The 15,564-nt window shown below is 57.3% G+C and carries 13 protein-coding genes; 9 read left to right on the plus strand and 4 right to left on the minus strand.

Features of this window, described 5'->3' with window-relative positions; all coding sequences use genetic code 11:
* Positions 1-198 precede the first annotated feature (198 nt).
* Positions 199-1,128 carry a 1,4-dihydroxy-2-naphthoate polyprenyltransferase gene (locus N685_RS0108470; protein WP_031407517.1) on the minus strand — a complete coding sequence of 310 codons (930 nt, stop codon included), beginning with the start codon at positions 1,126-1,128 and terminating at the stop codon, positions 199-201.
* Between the two features lie 168 nt (positions 1,129-1,296).
* Here N685_RS0108470 and N685_RS0108475 point away from each other — a divergent pair, with 168 nt between their 5' ends.
* Genes N685_RS0108475 through menB form a run of 4 tightly spaced genes read left to right on the plus strand, consistent with a single transcriptional unit; the run spans position 1,297 to position 6,043 of the window.
* Positions 1,297-2,673, plus strand: coding sequence for an isochorismate synthase (locus N685_RS0108475; protein WP_031407519.1), 1,377 nt, complete (start codon positions 1,297-1,299; stop codon positions 2,671-2,673).
* Positions 2,666-4,414: a 2-succinyl-5-enolpyruvyl-6-hydroxy-3-cyclohexene-1-carboxylic-acid synthase gene (menD, locus tag N685_RS0108480; RefSeq protein WP_031407520.1), complete on the plus strand. Its 1,749-nt coding sequence runs from the start codon at positions 2,666-2,668 to the stop codon at positions 4,412-4,414. Before N685_RS0108475 ends, menD begins: the two co-directional genes overlap by 8 nt.
* On the plus strand, positions 4,411-5,235 hold the full coding sequence (gene menH, locus N685_RS0108485) for a 2-succinyl-6-hydroxy-2,4-cyclohexadiene-1-carboxylate synthase (protein WP_031407522.1): 825 nt from the start codon (positions 4,411-4,413) through the stop codon (positions 5,233-5,235). The genes menD and menH overlap by 4 nt, the downstream gene beginning before the upstream one ends.
* Positions 5,225-6,043, plus strand: coding sequence for a 1,4-dihydroxy-2-naphthoyl-CoA synthase (menB, locus tag N685_RS0108490; RefSeq protein ID WP_031407524.1), 819 nt, complete (start codon positions 5,225-5,227; stop codon positions 6,041-6,043). Before menH ends, menB begins: the two co-directional genes overlap by 11 nt.
* Before the next feature lie 187 nt (positions 6,044-6,230).
* On the opposite strand, the gene N685_RS0108495 is transcribed toward menB, so the two are convergent.
* The gene (locus tag N685_RS0108495; RefSeq protein ID WP_031406100.1) at positions 6,231-7,367 is read right to left on the minus strand and encodes an IS110 family RNA-guided transposase; all 1,137 of its coding nucleotides are present in this window, start codon (positions 7,365-7,367) and stop codon (positions 6,231-6,233) included.
* 715 nt (positions 7,368-8,082) lie between these two features.
* On the opposite strand from N685_RS0108495, the gene N685_RS0108505 reads away from it, so the two are divergent.
* The gene (locus N685_RS0108505) at positions 8,083-9,603 is read left to right on the plus strand and encodes an o-succinylbenzoate--CoA ligase (RefSeq protein WP_051870843.1); all 1,521 of its coding nucleotides are present in this window, start codon (positions 8,083-8,085) and stop codon (positions 9,601-9,603) included.
* Positions 9,604-9,749: 146 nt separating this feature from the next.
* On the opposite strand, the gene N685_RS0108510 is transcribed toward N685_RS0108505, so the two are convergent.
* Positions 9,750-9,947: a hypothetical protein gene (locus N685_RS0108510; protein WP_031407529.1), complete on the minus strand. Its 198-nt coding sequence runs from the start codon at positions 9,945-9,947 to the stop codon at positions 9,750-9,752.
* 65 nt (positions 9,948-10,012) lie between these two features.
* A complete protein-coding gene (locus N685_RS18985) occupies positions 10,013-10,174 on the minus strand; it encodes a DUF1540 domain-containing protein (protein ID WP_071880173.1) in 162 nt (53 codons plus the stop codon).
* Positions 10,175-10,351: 177 nt separating this feature from the next.
* On the opposite strand from N685_RS18985, the gene N685_RS0108520 reads away from it, so the two are divergent.
* The 4 genes from N685_RS0108520 to N685_RS0108535 all read left to right on the plus strand — a co-directional run bounded on the left by N685_RS0108520 (position 10,352) and on the right by N685_RS0108535 (position 15,425).
* Entirely contained in the window at positions 10,352-10,624 is a 273-nt protein-coding gene (locus N685_RS0108520) for a DUF2325 domain-containing protein (protein ID WP_031407531.1), read from the plus strand.
* A 35-nt stretch (positions 10,625-10,659) separates the two neighbouring features.
* The gene (locus N685_RS0108525; protein WP_031407533.1) at positions 10,660-11,148 is read left to right on the plus strand and encodes a hypothetical protein; all 489 of its coding nucleotides are present in this window, start codon (positions 10,660-10,662) and stop codon (positions 11,146-11,148) included.
* Positions 11,149-11,291: 143 nt separating this feature from the next.
* The gene (locus N685_RS0108530; RefSeq protein ID WP_031407534.1) at positions 11,292-13,370 is read left to right on the plus strand and encodes a hypothetical protein; all 2,079 of its coding nucleotides are present in this window, start codon (positions 11,292-11,294) and stop codon (positions 13,368-13,370) included.
* A gap of 96 nt (positions 13,371-13,466) precedes the next feature.
* Positions 13,467-15,425: a beta-propeller fold lactonase family protein gene (locus tag N685_RS0108535; RefSeq protein ID WP_031407536.1), complete on the plus strand. Its 1,959-nt coding sequence runs from the start codon at positions 13,467-13,469 to the stop codon at positions 15,423-15,425.
* The last annotated feature ends 139 nt before the right edge of the window (positions 15,426-15,564 follow it).

The following is a 15,564-nucleotide window of genomic DNA, read 5'->3' on the forward strand; positions in this document are numbered from 1 at the left end:
TCCATCGCGTCTATAAGGCTGGTGATGGAATGAAAAATGGCCCAAAGCCAACTCTTCACGAGTTTGGGGGCTTTGTACGATCAGCTCTTCATTCCCGGCAAACCCCGTCAATTTGGCTAAAATCATCGTTTTTCTAAAGCCTTCTATATGATGTAGTATGGGCGAAAAACAAAAAAAAACACGGTCGTGTTGACCGTGTCAAAGCCAATAGGCGATAAGCAAGCCGGCGGCGAGCAAAAAGCCGAACTGCGTATTCGTTTGCGCCGTCGCTTTCATGGCCGGCATCATCTCGATCGGCTTGATTTTGCCGATAAATCCGCGCGTCGCCGCAACCGCTTTCGGGATGCTCAACAGCGCAAGCAGCGCCCAGGGCGGAACGATATGAAACGCAACGAGTGCGGCCGTCCAAAGGAAGGCAAGAGCGAACATGATGGCAAGCAGGCGGATGGCCCAATCGCGGCCGATCAAAATGGCGAGCGTCTTTCGCCCTTTTTCACGGTCGCCGTCCAAGTCGCGGATATTGTTCGCCAGCAAAATCGCGCCGACCAAAATCGCGACCGGAATGGCGGTGAGCACCGCTCCGTCGCTGATATAGCCTGTTTGAATGAAAAACGAAATCAAAATGATGACAAAGCCCATAAAAAACCCAGCTGCCAGTTCGCCAAACGGCGTATAGGCGATCGGAATCGGACCGCCGGTGTAAAAATAGCCGGCCGCCATGCAAATCGTTCCGACAGCGGCGAGCCACCAGCTGCTTTCGGCGCAAATATAGACGCCGATCAGCACGGCCGCCCCAAGGCAGCCGAACGCCAGAGCGAGCACTGTTTTCGGCTTGAGACCGTCGCGGACGATGGCGCCGCCGATGCCGACCGATTCCGCGGAATCGAGGCCGCGCTTGTAGTCATAGTATTCGTTGAACATGTTCGTCGCGGCTTGAATCAATAACGAGGCAATCATCATTGCGGCAAACAACAGCCCATCGATCGATGTTTCCCGAAGCGCCAGCACCGTGCCGACGCATACAGGCACAAACGCCGCCGTCAACGTGTGCGGCCGCGTCAGCCGCCAGAAAACGCGCCAGTCGCGGTGTGCCGGCGGGCGATGGTCCATATGTGTCAATGGTTGCATATTCATTCCCCTTATACTTCGTGAAAATGTCATCCGTTTACGTTCAAAATAAGTGTAGGAAAACGTTGAAAGCATGTCAACCCTTCCCGATAGATAAATGATTTCCTATTATATTATAATGGGAAGTGAAGATGGAGGGGGAATTTTGCAAAAGAAAGCGTGAGGAATGTGGCGATTGGATTTCGACAACACTTGCGGCAACAATTGCATAAAGCGGCGGCCGATGCGGCGCGGCCGTTTGTCAGCTGGACGGAACCGTGGGAGGGCCTCGACCCGCTTTCTTTTTTTCTGCTCGGTCCGTCATGCGGGTTTCGCGAACGGTTTTTTTGGTCGGACCGAAGCGGGAGCACGATCTTCGCCGGCCTCGGCGTTGCGTATGCGATCGAAACGGAGAAGATGGGCGACCGGTTTGACGACATGGAGGCAGGACGCCGCCGATGGGAGGGCATGACGGAGCCGTGCGGAGCCGCAGATGGGCCGCCCATCTTGTTCGGCGGGTTTTCATTTGATCCGCACCGCCCGCGCGCTGAATGGTGGCGCGGTTTTCCGGCCGGAAAGCTTGTGGCGCCGGCTGCGCTTTTGGCCGTAAGAAACGGGCGAACGACGTTGACCGTTACCGTGCCGACCGATCAAAAAGGAAGGGATTGGGAACGGATCGGGCGGCTGCTGGATCGGCTTGACGGCTCGATGTCCGTTTCGAAGCGCCTCCCGCCTCTCATGGCGAATGAGGAGGAAGAGAAAGAACGATGGCTGGCAGCGGTCCGAGAAGCGATCGCCGCGATTCGGGCGCGGGAATTGGATAAAGTGGTGCTCGCCCGCGCCCGGCGTCTGACGTTTGCCGAGGCGGTGGATGCAGCGGCTGTGCTTGGGCGGCTTCGCGAACAGCAGCCGTTTTCTTACCTTTTTGCCTTTGAGCAAGACGGCCGTTGTTTTCTCGGCGCCTCGCCGGAGCAGCTTGTGCAAAAGGAAGGGGAGACGTGCCGGTCGGTCTGCCTCGCTGGATCAGTGCGGCGCGGGGGCGGCCTTGAGGAAGATGAGCGTCTTGGCGCCTGGCTGCAGCAAGATCGGAAAAACCGCGAGGAGCATCAATTTGTCGTGCAAATGATTGGCCGCTTGTTTGCTTCCGTTTGTGATACGGTTGAGATGCCGCCTGCACCGCAGCTGCTCAAGCTGCCGCACATCCAGCATTTATGCACCCCGGTCATCGGCCATGGCTGTCGGGAGCGCTCAGTGCTCCGCTTAGTGGAACTGATGCATCCGACCCCTGCGCTCGGCGGAACGCCGCGCGATCGAGCGCTGGAGGCGATCGGCGCCCTTGAGCCGCTTGACCGCGGATGGTATGCGGCGCCGATCGGCTGGGTGGATGGCGAAGGCAATGGGGAGTGGGCGGTTGCCATTCGATCGGCCTTGCTCGTCGGGAAGGAAGCCGTGCTGTTTGCCGGTTGTGGCATTGTCGCCGATTCCCACCCCGACAGCGAATATGAAGAGACGAACGTCAAAATGATCCCGATGTTATCGGCGTTGGGAGTGATGAACGATGGCTGATGCCTTGTCTGTTTATGTAGCGGCATTGGTGGACGGGTTGGCGCAGGCCGGGGTGGCGGAGGCAGTCATCAGCCCCGGTTCGCGCTCGACGCCGCTCGCGATGGCGATGGCGGCCCACCCTGGCCTTCGCCTATATATGAACATCGATGAGCGCTCCGCCGCGTTTTTCGCTCTCGGCTTGGCGAAAGCGAAGCAGCGGCCGGTTGCGCTCGTATGCACGTCCGGAACGGCGGCGGCCAACTATGGGCCGGCGGTTGTCGAGGCATACTATTCGCGCGTGCCGCTCGTGGTGCTGACGGCCGACCGGCCGCATGAACTGCGCGATGTCGGAGCGCCGCAGGCGATTGATCAGTTGCACTTATACGGACGCTACGCCAAGTGGTTTGTGGACTTGGCGCTGCCGGAAGAGACGGATGACATGCTGCGCTATGTGCGGACGATGGCGGCAAGAGCCGTCCAAACGGCCGCCGGTTCGCCATGCGGGCCTGTGCATGTGAACGCGCCGTTTCGCGAGCCGCTTGTCCCGCATATCGATGAGGCGGTGTGGGAGCGGGTGCGGACAGCGTCAGGAACGCCGCAAGTATGGCGCGGCCTCCCGACGTTGCCGCCCGAAGAAGCGGCGGCGCTCGCTAGGCAGCTATCGGCGGCGGAACGCGGGCTGATCGTCTGCGGACCACTCGATCGCCCTGGATTTGCCGAGGCGGTCACCGAGCTGGCGCGAGCGCTTGATTTTCCGATTTTGGCCGATCCGCTTTCCCAGCTGCGTGCTGGATGGCATGACAAAACGTACATCATTGACAGCTATGACGCCATATTGCGAGAGGAAACGGCCGCTGCCAAGCTCGTTCCGGACGTCGTCCTTCGCTTTGGCGCGATGCCTGTGTCGAAACCGCTCTTTTTATGGCTCAAGCGCCATCGCGCGATTCGCCAAATTGTGGTCGACGATGGCGGCTGGCGCGATCCGACGTTGTCCGCAGACAGTTTTGTCCAGAGTGATGAACGGCTGCTTTGCCTCCAGCTTCTCGAATGGGTGAAGCCGAGGGAAAACAAAAGCGCGTGGTCGGCGATATGGCGCGAGATGAACGCGGCCACCCGCGCGGCGCTTGAGCGCCATCTGCCGGAAGAGGAATGGTTTGAAGGGAAAGTGTTCACAGAGCTTGCCGATTTGCTTCCGGCCGGAGCGGCGCTGTTTGTCGGCAACAGCATGCCGATTCGCGATGCGGATACGTTCCTCTTTGCAACGGACAAGCCGCTTCGCATTCTCGCCAACCGCGGCGCCAACGGCATTGACGGAGTCGTCTCGAGCGCCTTGGGCGCCAGCGTTGCCGCGCCTCCGCTTGTATTGGTGATCGGTGATTTGTCATTTTACCACGATTTGAATGGCTTGTTGGCGGCGAAAATGCATTCGTTGTCGGCCACCATTGTGTTGTTGAACAACAATGGCGGCGGCATTTTCTCGTTTTTGCCGCAGGCGCGCCATAAAGGGCCGTTTGAAACGCTGTTTGGCACGCCGACCGATTTATCGTTCGCCCACGCTGTCGAGATGTACGGCGGCCGCCATACGGTGCCGCACCATTGGACGGAGTTCCGCCGCCATGTATCGGAATCATTGTCATCAGGCGGGCTTCATGTGATTGAGGTGCGCACGTCGCGCGCGGAAAATGTCCGAATGCATCGATTGTTGTGGAGCGAGGTTGCCCGGGAAATCGCAAAATATCTCGAATCAAGAGGAATGGCATGACCATGATGGCGAATGGGGTTCGTTACCATGTGGAACAATACGGTGAAGGAGAACCGCTTCTATTGCTTCATGGGTTTACGGGCAGCGCGGACACGTGGCGGCTGTTCGTGCCGTTTTGGCCGAACTTCCGCCTGATCGCCGTCGATTTATTGGGCCACGCACGGACTGAGGCGCCAAAGGACATCCGGCGGTACCGGATCGAACGTGCAGCCTCCGACTTGGCAACATTGCTTGACCAACTTGGCATCGAGGAAGCGAACGTGCTCGGCTATTCGATGGGCGGCCGGCTTGCGTTGGCGTTCGCCGTTTGGCATCCGCACCGCGTCCGCCGTTTGGTGCTGGAAAGCAGTTCGCCCGGCTTGAAAACGGAAGCGGAGCGGCGCGCACGGCGGGAAGCGGATGAAGCGTTGGCGCGCCGGATTGAACAGGATGGCATCCGTGCGTTTGTCGATTATTGGGAGCGGCTGCCGCTTTTCGCCACGCAACGGATGCTTCCGGAGCCGGTGCGGGCGGCGATTCGCCGCGAGCGGCTCCGCCATACGGCAACGGGGCTGGCCAACAGTTTGCGCGGGACGGGGACCGGCGTGCAGCCGTCGTTTTGGGAGCGGCTTGGTGAACTGGCCATGCCTGTGTTCCTTGTTTGCGGGGAGCGCGATGAGAAGTTTTGCCGCATCGCGGCCCACATGCATGAGCGGCTGCCCAACAGCGAACTTGTGTGCGTCAAAGGAACCGGGCATGCAATTCACGTGGAACGGCCCGGCATTTTTGCTAAAATAGTAAGTGAATTCATGACAAAAGGGGGAAGTGTAAATGCCGTTTGAATGGGTAAAGCAGTACGACTATGAGGACATTATTTACGAAACGTACAACGGCATCGCCAAAATTACGATCAACCGTCCGGAGGTACATAACGCATTTCGGCCGAAAACGGTGAATGAGATGATCGATGCGTTTACGAAAGCGCGCGACGATGCAAACATCGGCGTCATCATTTTGACCGGCGCCGGCGGCAAGGCGTTTTGCTCGGGCGGGGACCAAAAAGTGCGCGGCCATGGCGGATACGTCGGCGAGGATGAAATTCCGCGCCTCAATGTGCTTGATTTGCAGCGGCTCATCCGCGTCATTCCGAAACCGGTCATCGCGATGGTCGCCGGATATGCGATCGGCGGCGGGCATGTGCTCCATGTCGTCTGCGATTTGACGATCGCCGCGGACAACGCCATCTTCGGCCAAACCGGACCGAAAGTCGGCAGCTTTGACGGTGGCTATGGCGCCGGCTATTTGGCCCGCATCGTCGGCCATAAAAAGGCGCGGGAAATTTGGTATTTGTGCCGCCAGTATACGGCGCAAGAAGCTCTCGAGATGGGGCTTGTCAACAAAGTCGTGCCGCTTGAGCAGCTTGAGGAAGAAACAGTGAAATGGGCGCAAGAAATTTTGGAAAAAAGCCCGACGGCCATTCGCTTCTTAAAAGCGGCATTCAACGCCGACTCCGACGGTTTGGCCGGCATCCAGCAGCTCGCCGGAGACGCGACGCTTCTCTTCTACACGACCGAAGAGGCGAAGGAAGGCATGCGGGCGTTCAAAGAAAAACGGAAGCCGGACTTCAGCCAATTTCCGCGCTTTCCGTGATGAGAACGAAAAAGCAGCTTGATGGCGCGTCAAGCTGCTTTTTCCGTGAAAATCCCCACCACTGGGTGAGTGCTGTATACGCTCCTGATCCGTGTGGGTATACTGAAAATGGCCAAAGAAGGCAATAGGAAAGCAGAGGTGCCCCATTTTCGGGCATCTCGTATCATCCGGCTGCCTGTTGGCTATACTAAATGAGTTGTGGTTGGCGGAACGACTCTTTGCGGGAGATCATGCAAAAGATGATCACCAACATTCGTCGAGCCGTGGCGATGAGGGCTTTTTTCTTCCCGCATCGGGCCGCCAACGACCAAAATTTTCGGGACAAGGGATGTGTCTTGGATCGAGCTGCTGACCATGCCGCCTCGCATAACGCTGATCGAAGATGGGGATTGCCTTTGGTGGTGCGCGTGCTCTTTCGCTTTCCGGCGCTTTCATGGTTGCCGGGGGACAACCCCGTCCATGAAGCCGCCCGTTCCGGCGTTTCAAAGACGCTCATGTCGGTTCCCATCTCGGCGATGATGACGGCGGCGGTTTGTTTTTTGATTCCAGGCATGGTCATCAGTAAGTCCACTTCCTCCCGATACGGCTCGAGCAGGCGGTCGATGTGCTGGTCGACTTCTTCGATGAGCCGCTCGCATTCCTCCACGTGTTTCCACAAGAGGCGAAGGAGACAGAGCTCATGTTCGGTCAAGGTGCCCAGCAGCGAATCGTACACCGCCTGCTTTTTCGTTTTGAGCCTGCCGCGCAGGCATTGATCCAGCTCGTCCTTGTCCACGTATCCCTTCTCGAGCAGCCGGGCAAGGATGTTTCGTCCGGAAACGCCGAAGAGATCCGAGAGGACGGAGCCCAGCTTGACATTGGAAGACTCCAGCACTTTTTGAATCCGGTTTTTCTCTGAACTCAACTGTCCGACCCACTTTTTGCGCAGGCGGGTAAAATCCCGCAGTTCACGAATCGGCGCTGGGGGGACGAAACTTTTTTCAATGAGTCCATGGCGGAGCAGCTTGGCGATCCACTCGGCGTCAGAGACATCGGTTTTTCTTCCCGGGACATTTTTGATCCGCTGCGGATTGGCCAAAGTCAAGTCGACATAGCCCTCGAGGAAGGCAAAGACCGGTTTCCAATACACGCCGGTGGATTCCATGGCGACATGGGTGACCCCATGGTCTTCGAGCCACTCGAGCAGGTCGCCAAGCCCTTTCGAGAACGTTGAGAACGTTTGGATCTCCTTTTGAATCTCCCCCTCTTCTTCCCATAGGGCACAAGCGACAATAGTTTCGGTATGAACATCCAATCCTGCGCAGCGAGGATAGATGACATCCATGATGAAACGCCTCCTTTTCGATGATGGAGTGCGCAAACAGCGAATCCACGGGAGACATGCGGCAGTTTTCCGTTCGTCGTCACCTTTCCTCTATCACAGGAAAGGGCGGACAATGGGTGGTGCACCCAGTGGATTCAAACACTTTTCCGTACAGGGTCTAAGCCACCATTAAGCATAACGTCCTGTTGAACTGTTTGCGCCTATTCTTCATTATGGGAAGAAAAGGGGGATTTTCATCCCCGGGTGGAGGGCAGATCGTGCTGCCCATGGATCTTTTCCGTGAAAATGCCGAACTGACGCGAGATTTTCATCCCCGGGTGGAGGGCAGATCGCGCTGCCCATGGACCTTTTCTGTGAAAGGGCTTTCTCTTTTTGGTTTAAAAGACCGGTGATGAAAAGAGCAGGTCGCTTCACCGCCTTGTTTCTCCAAATGGAGAAACTTTGCGGCATCGGCTTCTCATTTCATGTGATCCGACGTCAGCTAGGGGCGATCACTGTTTTTCACCAACCTTCTAGAGAGCTGATGATTTTACAGGAACCTGCGGCTCAACAAACGTGTGCGCTCCATGGGCAGCCGTTTCTATTCCTGGGTTGCGGATCGAAAAGGAGCTGACGATTGGGCTTGTCCACGAGGCAACTCGGCCCGCTTCAGCAATGGAACGGACATTCCCACGTTGACCGCGGGCGGAAAAAGGAACGAACGGAGGGAAAACAGATGACGACGATGCCAAACTGGCTGAAGCAACGGGCATGTTTAACCCCGGAGCGGATGGCTGTAAGCGACGGCAAGCAGGAAAAGACGTTTGCCGAGCTGTATGAAGCGGCCGCAGCTTGGGCACGGCGCCTTGCGCGGGCGGGCGTCAAGGAAGGGGATGTAGTCGCGCTGCTCATGAAAAATCGCATCGAAATGGTCGAGATCATTCATGCGCTGTTTTTGCTCGGCGCCCGCGTCTTACTGCAAAACGTGCGCCTGACGCCCTATGAGCTTGGCTGGCAGCTCGACGACAGCGGGGCGCGGCTTGTCATCGCCGATGAGGAGCTGGCCGGCCGCCTCAGCGGCGACGGGCGCGTTCTTACCATAGGTGCGTTGGCTGGGTTGCCGGAAGCGGTCGCTTCCTTCAAAGAAACGTGCGATTTGGAGGAAACCGCCACGATCATGTATACGTCTGGGACGACCGGCACTCCGAAAGGCGTCTTGCAAACGTATGGCAACCATTGGTGGAGCGCGGTCGGCTCGGTGCTCAATTTAGGCTTGCACGAGCGCGACTGTTGGCTGGCCGCTGTGCCGCTGTTTCACATCAGCGGCCTGTCGATCGCCATGCGCAGCGTCATTTACGGCATGCCGATGCGGCTGCAAACATCATTCGACCCGAAAGAAGCGAACGAATGGATCATGCGCGGCGACGTGACGATCATGTCAGTCGTGGCTGCCATGCTTCAGCGGATGATGGCTGAGCTCAGGGAAGCCCGCTATCCCGATACATTCCGCTGCATGCTGCTCGGCGGCGGGCCGGCGCCGCTCCCGCTGCTTGAGGCGTGCAAAGAAAAAGGCATCCCGGTGTACCAGACGTACGGGATGACGGAAACGGCATCGCAAGTCGCGACGCTCGCGCCGGAATATAGCTTGACCAAACTCGGTTCCGCCGGCAAGCCGCTGTTTCCGGCCGAGTTGCGCATTGTTAAGAATGGGCGACAAGCCGCGCCGTATGAAGAAGGGGAAATTGTGGTCAAGGGGCCGAATGTGACGAAAGGCTATTTGCACCGCCCCGAGGAGACCAAACAAGCGATCCGCGATGGCTGGCTGTACACAGGCGATATGGGTTATCTCGATGAGGATGGGTTTTTGTATGTGCTGGACCGCCGTTCCGATTTGATCATTTCCGGCGGTGAAAACGTCTATCCCGCGGAAGTTGAAGCAGTGCTGCTGTCGCATCCCGCTGTCGAGGAAGCCGGGGTGACCGGCGTCGAGGATGAAACGTGGGGACAAGTGCCATATGCGTTCGTCCGCCTGAAACACACAGCGGCGGCGGATGAGGCGGCGTTGCGGGCGTTTTGCCGCGAGCGGCTGGCGAAATATAAAGTGCCGGCCCGCATTTACTTTGTCGACGAACTGCCGCGCAACGCCGCGCAAAAACTGCTGCGCCGAGAGCTGAAAAGGCTCATTCCAAAAACGGAACAAACAGATAGCGCTGAAAACGCTTGTTCCGAAAGCGGAAAAGGCAGGGGCCTCGCCTAGTCGGGGTTCCTGCCTTTTTGTCGCTGCGGCCAAACCTCGTTCACCCATCTAGGTTCAGCCACCGTGGCCCCCTGTCCTCTAATAGGCGGGCTGCCATCAAACTTCGATTCTCGCTCAATATGGCGTTGGTTCCGAAATGGAGGCCCTCAAACGTCATCCATCCACCCGAGTTCAGCGGCTCGACCGGCTATGAGCCGCTCAATGTCAGGCGGGAGATGGTCAAATGAGCCGAACTCATAATCCCACAAACGGACAAAGGAGTCGATGCAAGCCGGGTGGGCTCCAAAAGCGGCGCGCTTCACTTCATTTTGCAACGCCTGAATGAGGCTGGCTCGTTTGTCCATCGTCATCTCCCTCGAACGAGGCAAGCGCCGCCCGGTCGGCCGGGCAGCGCCTCGTTCGTCTCGCATTATGCTTCGTGGGCCGGAACAAACGTTTTGCAATCTGTTTCCGTTGAATCGGCCGCCATTTTCCCTGCATGGCTGACCACGTAAATGGCTTCAGCGCTGCAGCGGTTCCCTTCCGCCCAATAACGGCAGTTGCGAACTTCGCAAAGAACATCTTTCGCCATGGTCATCCCCCTTGTTGTGATGAAATCGCCCGCACCTATAGTTTGGTACACGCAAAGGAATTTATGAGCGGAGGAACGGAAAAGTAGAAGTGAGAATATGTATCATTTTAATTGACATAGAAAATCATTCTCAATTAAAATAAGAAAAGAAAGAAGCGAGCAAAGGAGGCTTTTGTGATGGCATCACTGCTTGTTGTCGGAGCCGATCATTTAGGCCATATTACCGATAAATTGGAGCGTTCCGGATTCCGGGAAATCATTCATCTTAACGGACGGAAAGTGAATATGGTGAAACGCGATATTCCGGAGCATGTCGACGCCATATTGGTCATGATCGATTACGTGAACCATAATTTGGCGAAGAAAGTGAAAGAAAAGGCGAAAAGCAAAGACAAGCCCATTTATTTTGCAAAACGGTCATGGAGCTCGATTCACGCCGTATTGGAGTAGCTTGAAAAACATGCATGAACAAAAGGAGGCGAGCCATGGTGCCTATCCAGCACGAGACGTTGGACGTCTGGCCGCATGCGCTGCGCCGATTTCTCCGCTCCGTCCTGCAGACGTATTGTGAAACCGCTCCTTCGCTGCGGTCGCCGCTTTTCTTGCTGCGGCTGATTGATCAGCATCGTTCGCTCCTTCCTTTGTCGATGTTTCCGACGCCGCTGCATTACGGCCTTGTGTTGGCCAAGGTGACGGATCATTTGCTGCAGTTTTTCGGTTCAAGGGAAGAGGCGGCGTGCAAGCCGCTGTTGCTGGCGGACGGCGGATGGGGCGAAGAAGCGGACCGGGAGTTGTACATCGTTTACCGCGATCGGGTTCGTGTGCTGCTATGGTGTGAGGAAGAGGAAGCGATTTGGCGCTGCAAAGAAACGGCGTCGTCCTTATGCCGCAAAGCGATCGGACATTGTCCGAACGAACTGGAATGTTGCTTTTTATGGACGGGCGGACGCCGCATTGAGTGGATTCCCGCTTAAGGGAACGAGAAGAGGCATGAAAAGCGCCTTTCTCGGGCGTGTGATGGAATGGATTCCGGCTTGAATGAAGGGGATCGACGGCGTATAATGAAATAGGTTGAAAATGAAAATCGTTATTTTTAAAGAAAATGGGGGAGCAAGCCATGAAGCGCATGCCTTGGAAAGTGATGGCCACATCGGCGGCGGTGTCACTGCTATTGGCGTCCGGCTGTTCCGCCGTCGGGGAAAAAGAGAACAAACGTTCAGCGGAAGCGCCGCGTCTGCACGTGCCGGTAGCGGACGATCAGTTTGATACGGCCGGCAATATGTTTGCCTACTCGGAGTTTGAGCTTTCCGGCGAACCGTTGGCGGAAGGGCTCGGACTGGACTTGGATACGCTCGATGCAAGGAAACTTGACAAGCCGACGAAATTTGACTATACGGCCGGCATCGAGTCGTACGAGTATTCGGAAGAGGCGATGTACGAAGTCGTGGAAAAGTCCGGGCTCGGACTTCATCTTATTCACGGCCCGATCGCCAAAAAGCGCGCGGAACAACAGCAAAAGCCTGCCGATCAGGCGCTTGCCGACCGTTTTTATGAGCTTGCCGACAGCGTCGGCTATCCGCGTGAGGAAATTTTCCGCAACATGTTTCCGACATTCATTGAATATGCCGGCGGTGACCCGCATTATGCGCAAAAGGTCGACACGGACGTGTACGCGGAAAATGACGACGGCACATACGTTCCTGTCTATCAAGTCGATTTTCAATCGCTCCGTTGGGATCGCGGAAAAATGGAGAAAGTGCTCACGCCGGCAGCTTACGGCGGCGTCTTTTTGAAGCAGGCGCTTTGGGCTGGCGACTTTTTGGGCAATTTCCATCAAAAAGACAGTGACGAAGAAGTGGAAGCGAAAACGCCAAACGACGACCAAAGCGGGAACGTCGCTCTTGGTGTCAGCTCCGCCGACGGGCTGCAAGGGATGATTTTGACGGAACAAATATGGAACAAGCTCGCTTTCATCCGCGACCATTTGTTTTATGATGCGAAGCGACAGGCGTTGACGAAAGCAGCGGGCAGCCGCTACAACCCAAGCGGCGGATTTGTCTATTTGCCGCATGCCGTGGAAGTGGCCGAAGGGGGAAGCGAGCGGGCGCCGGATGCGGCGAAGCTGGTCGTCAAAGATCCCCGCAGCTTGCTTGCGGATCAATGGCTGATGCTTTGGCCGGCGGCGGAGTTTTTCGGCATGACCGACCAGCGTCCGGAAAACCAAAACCAAAATCCGGCGTTTTTGGCCGTGTTTGACGGAAGCCCGTTCCCGAAAGCGGCGAAGGAAAATGTGGATGCCGATCCAGCCAACGACCGCACGGCCGATGACCCGTATTCCGTCAACCGCGACGTGCTGCTGCAAGTGTTCCGCAACATCGATGCCATGCATTTCAATGAACAGGCGGGTGCGTTTGTGACCGAACATGACGGCCATGCGCAAGGAAAGCGGGTCGATACGTTCCACGCCGGTTATACGATGGAAGCGCTCCGCATTTTTGAGCGCGCCATTGATGGGCTGCCGGTCGGCTATGCGAGCGGCGAGAGCGCCAAAGGGCTTGGCACGCCGGAAGGAAAGCGGGCGCTTGAGATGATCCGCCGGCAAGCGAACTTTATCTTGAAACACTTGATGCGAAAAGACGGGCTGGTCGCCAACGGCTACACGATCGGCCAAGGGCCGGATCAAGAGGAGCCGACGCTGCTTGCCCAGCTTGGCGCCATCCGCGGGCTGACGGCGGCGTTTTTGGCGACGAAAAACGAAGCGTACCGCGATGCGGCGCGCCGTGTTTACGAGGCGATGGACCGCCATTTTTGGGATGAAACATGGCATGTGTACCATACCGGCGAAAAAGAGGACAAGTACACCCCATGGCTCGCCGGCGCGTTGTCGGGCGTGTTCCGCGTCGCGCTGCAAAACTTGAACAACGACCAAGCCGGTGAGACGGCGAAATCATTGGAACGCGAAACGATCATCTCACGCTACGTCGACTTTTACGACCGGATCGTCGACGGGCCGACGCTTTCCGAAGGGATGCAGGCGAGCGAGTTTTGGGATACGGGGGATGTGTACATCAAAGGGAAAACATTGGGCAACACCGACCGCGACCATGTGCCGCAAGTGCAGTCAGCCGGCGGCAAATACGGCGTCGCGCCGGTGCTGCGGACGGTCAAAATCGAAGCCGGCTCCGGCAGCAACTAACAGGAACGAAAAGCGGCGAATGCGATTGAGATTCGCCGCTTTTCTTTGTAAAATTGAGGATGGTTATCATTTTCGTAAAAAAACGGGGGAATGGAAATGCGCACATGGTGGTTCGCCGTGGCGGCGGCCGTCTTATTGGCCGGCTGCCAGGCCGAGAAAGCGTGGCAAGAAAAGCCGAAAACGACAAGACACGCCCCGGCGCACGGCGACAACATCGCCATCAGCAGCGACGGACGCTATGTCTACACCGCCAACATTGACGTCGATACGGTGACGGTCGTCAACACGAAAACAAAGAAGAAGGAGGCGGAGATTCCCGTCGGCCGCGAACCGCGCCAACTCGCGCTCAGCCCGGATGGACGGACGCTGTATGTTTCCTGCATGTATGATGATGAAGTGGACGTGGTGTCGCTTGCCAAGCGGAAAGTCATTGATCGTTGGAAAACGGGCATCGAGCCGTTCGGCATCGTCACCAGCCCCGACGGGACGGAAGTCTACGTAGCCAACTACCGCTCGGGCACGGTCTCGGTGTTTGACGCCGAGAGCGGGAAGCGAATCAAAGACATCCAAGCGGGGGACCGCCCGCGGGCGCTGGCGCTGACAGCGGACGGAAGGAAGCTGTACGTGACGCAATATTTGGCCGCGAAAGTCACCGTGATTGACGCGAAAAAACGGAAGGTCATCAAGGAAATCGCCCTCGCCCCGTCGCCGGATCAAGCCGACCGGAAAAAAAGCCAAGGCCTCCCGAACACACTCGAGCAAATCGTCATCGCGCCGGACGGGAAGAAGGCGTACGTTCCGCATTTATTGACGAATGTCGACACGCCGATTCAATTTGAGGAAACGGTGTTTCCGGCCATTTCGGTCATTGATGTGACGAACGACGTTGAGTTGAGGGACGAGCGGAAAGAGCTGTTTGCTGCCATCAATGTCACCGATGTCCATAACGAGACGATCATCGTCTCCAATCCGTACGATGTGGCGTTTTCGCCGGACGGCGGCAAAGCGTACGCGGTCATGTCCGGCAGCGAGGATCTCGTCGTCTTCGACTTGCGCCGCGGCGGCAAGGCGACGCAAATTTTGCGCCGCATCCACGGCAACAATCCGCGCGGGGTGGCGATCTCGCCTGCGGGAAACGTCTTGTACGTCCACAACGCCATGAGCCATGATGTCGCGGTGATCAACACCGGCGGGAAAAGCCCGTATGCGAAAGCGAAGCAGGAAGACGGCACGATCCGCCTCATTGCCAAAGATTCGCTCTCCCCGCTCGTGCGCGAAGGGAAAACGATCTTTTACAGCGCAAACAGCGACGAATTTGCCATCAATATAACAGGTAATAACTGGATGAGCTGCGCGTCGTGCCATAGCGACGGCGACATCAACGGCTTGACGCTCATGACGGCGAAAGGGCCGCGCAACGTGCCGAGCAACATTTTGGCGACGAAAACGGGGTTGTTTATGTGGGACGGCTCGCGCGACGATTTTACCGACTATATTCATACGGTGCAAGGTGAGATGGGCGGCATGACGGCGATCGACCCGTCCAAGCCGCTGCCGCCGAAAGTCCAGCATATGTTTGACGCCATGCTCGCCTACTTGAATGACCCCCGCTCCTTCCCGGTGCCGAAAAGCCCGTACCGAAAGGCGGACGGCCGCTTGACGGAGGAAGCGCAGGAAGGGGAGCGGCTCTTTAACGGGAAAGGGAATTGCTTACGCTGCCATGGGGGCGAATATTTCACCGACAGCGTCAAAGCGGTCGGGCCGGACGGCAAATTGACGACCGCCAATACCGCTTATTTGCATGATATCGGCACGGCCAACCCGAAGGACCGCGCCTCCCAAGGCGACGCCCGCGCCCGGTTCACAAACCCGCGGACGCCGAAGCAGTGGGATACGCCAACGCTGCGCGGCGTCTGGGCGACCGCTCCGTATTTGCATGACGGCAGCGCGAAAACGATCGAGGAAGCGATCCGCCGCCATCGGACGAAAGAAGTGTCGACGTTGACCCCGGGGGAAATCGCGGCGATCGCCGCCTACGTCCGCTCGTTGCAATAACGAGGGGGAAAACAGGGGCAGGCGGTGAAACAGGCCTTGCGGGGTTCCCGCCGCGCGGCGGTCCGGGAAAAGGCGCCCCTAGCTGTGTGGAGCGCCTTTTCCCATTTATTTTGGCCGCGCATTTTCTGTCTTTTCTCCA

Source organism: Geobacillus vulcani PSS1 (assembly GCF_000733845.1).
Lineage (GTDB): Bacteria > Bacillota > Bacilli > Bacillales > Anoxybacillaceae > Geobacillus > Geobacillus vulcani.

Excerpts from the sequence above, each read along its gene's own strand:
- N685_RS0108535 (WP_031407536.1), top strand. The coding sequence starts at position 13,467 with ATGCGCACATGGTGGTTCGCCGTGGCGGCGGCCGTCTTATTGGCCGGC.
- menH (WP_031407522.1), top strand. The coding sequence starts at position 4,411 with ATGACCATGATGGCGAATGGGGTTCGTTACCATGTGGAACAATACGGT.
- N685_RS0108470 (WP_031407517.1), bottom strand. The coding sequence starts at position 1,128 with ATGCAACCATTGACACATATGGACCATCGCCCGCCGGCACACCGCGAC.
- N685_RS0108505 (WP_051870843.1), top strand. The coding sequence starts at position 8,083 with ATGACGACGATGCCAAACTGGCTGAAGCAACGGGCATGTTTAACCCCG.
- N685_RS18985 (WP_071880173.1), bottom strand. The coding sequence starts at position 10,174 with ATGGCGAAAGATGTTCTTTGCGAAGTTCGCAACTGCCGTTATTGGGCG.
- N685_RS0108495 (WP_031406100.1), bottom strand. The coding sequence starts at position 7,367 with ATGGATGTCATCTATCCTCGCTGCGCAGGATTGGATGTTCATACCGAA.
- N685_RS0108530 (WP_031407534.1), top strand. The coding sequence starts at position 11,292 with ATGAAGCGCATGCCTTGGAAAGTGATGGCCACATCGGCGGCGGTGTCA.
- N685_RS0108520 (WP_031407531.1), top strand. The coding sequence starts at position 10,352 with ATGGCATCACTGCTTGTTGTCGGAGCCGATCATTTAGGCCATATTACC.
- menD (WP_031407520.1), top strand. The coding sequence starts at position 2,666 with ATGGCTGATGCCTTGTCTGTTTATGTAGCGGCATTGGTGGACGGGTTG.
- N685_RS0108510 (WP_031407529.1), bottom strand. The coding sequence starts at position 9,947 with ATGGACAAACGAGCCAGCCTCATTCAGGCGTTGCAAAATGAAGTGAAG.
- N685_RS0108525 (WP_031407533.1), top strand. The coding sequence starts at position 10,660 with ATGGTGCCTATCCAGCACGAGACGTTGGACGTCTGGCCGCATGCGCTG.
- menB (WP_031407524.1), top strand. The coding sequence starts at position 5,225 with ATGCCGTTTGAATGGGTAAAGCAGTACGACTATGAGGACATTATTTAC.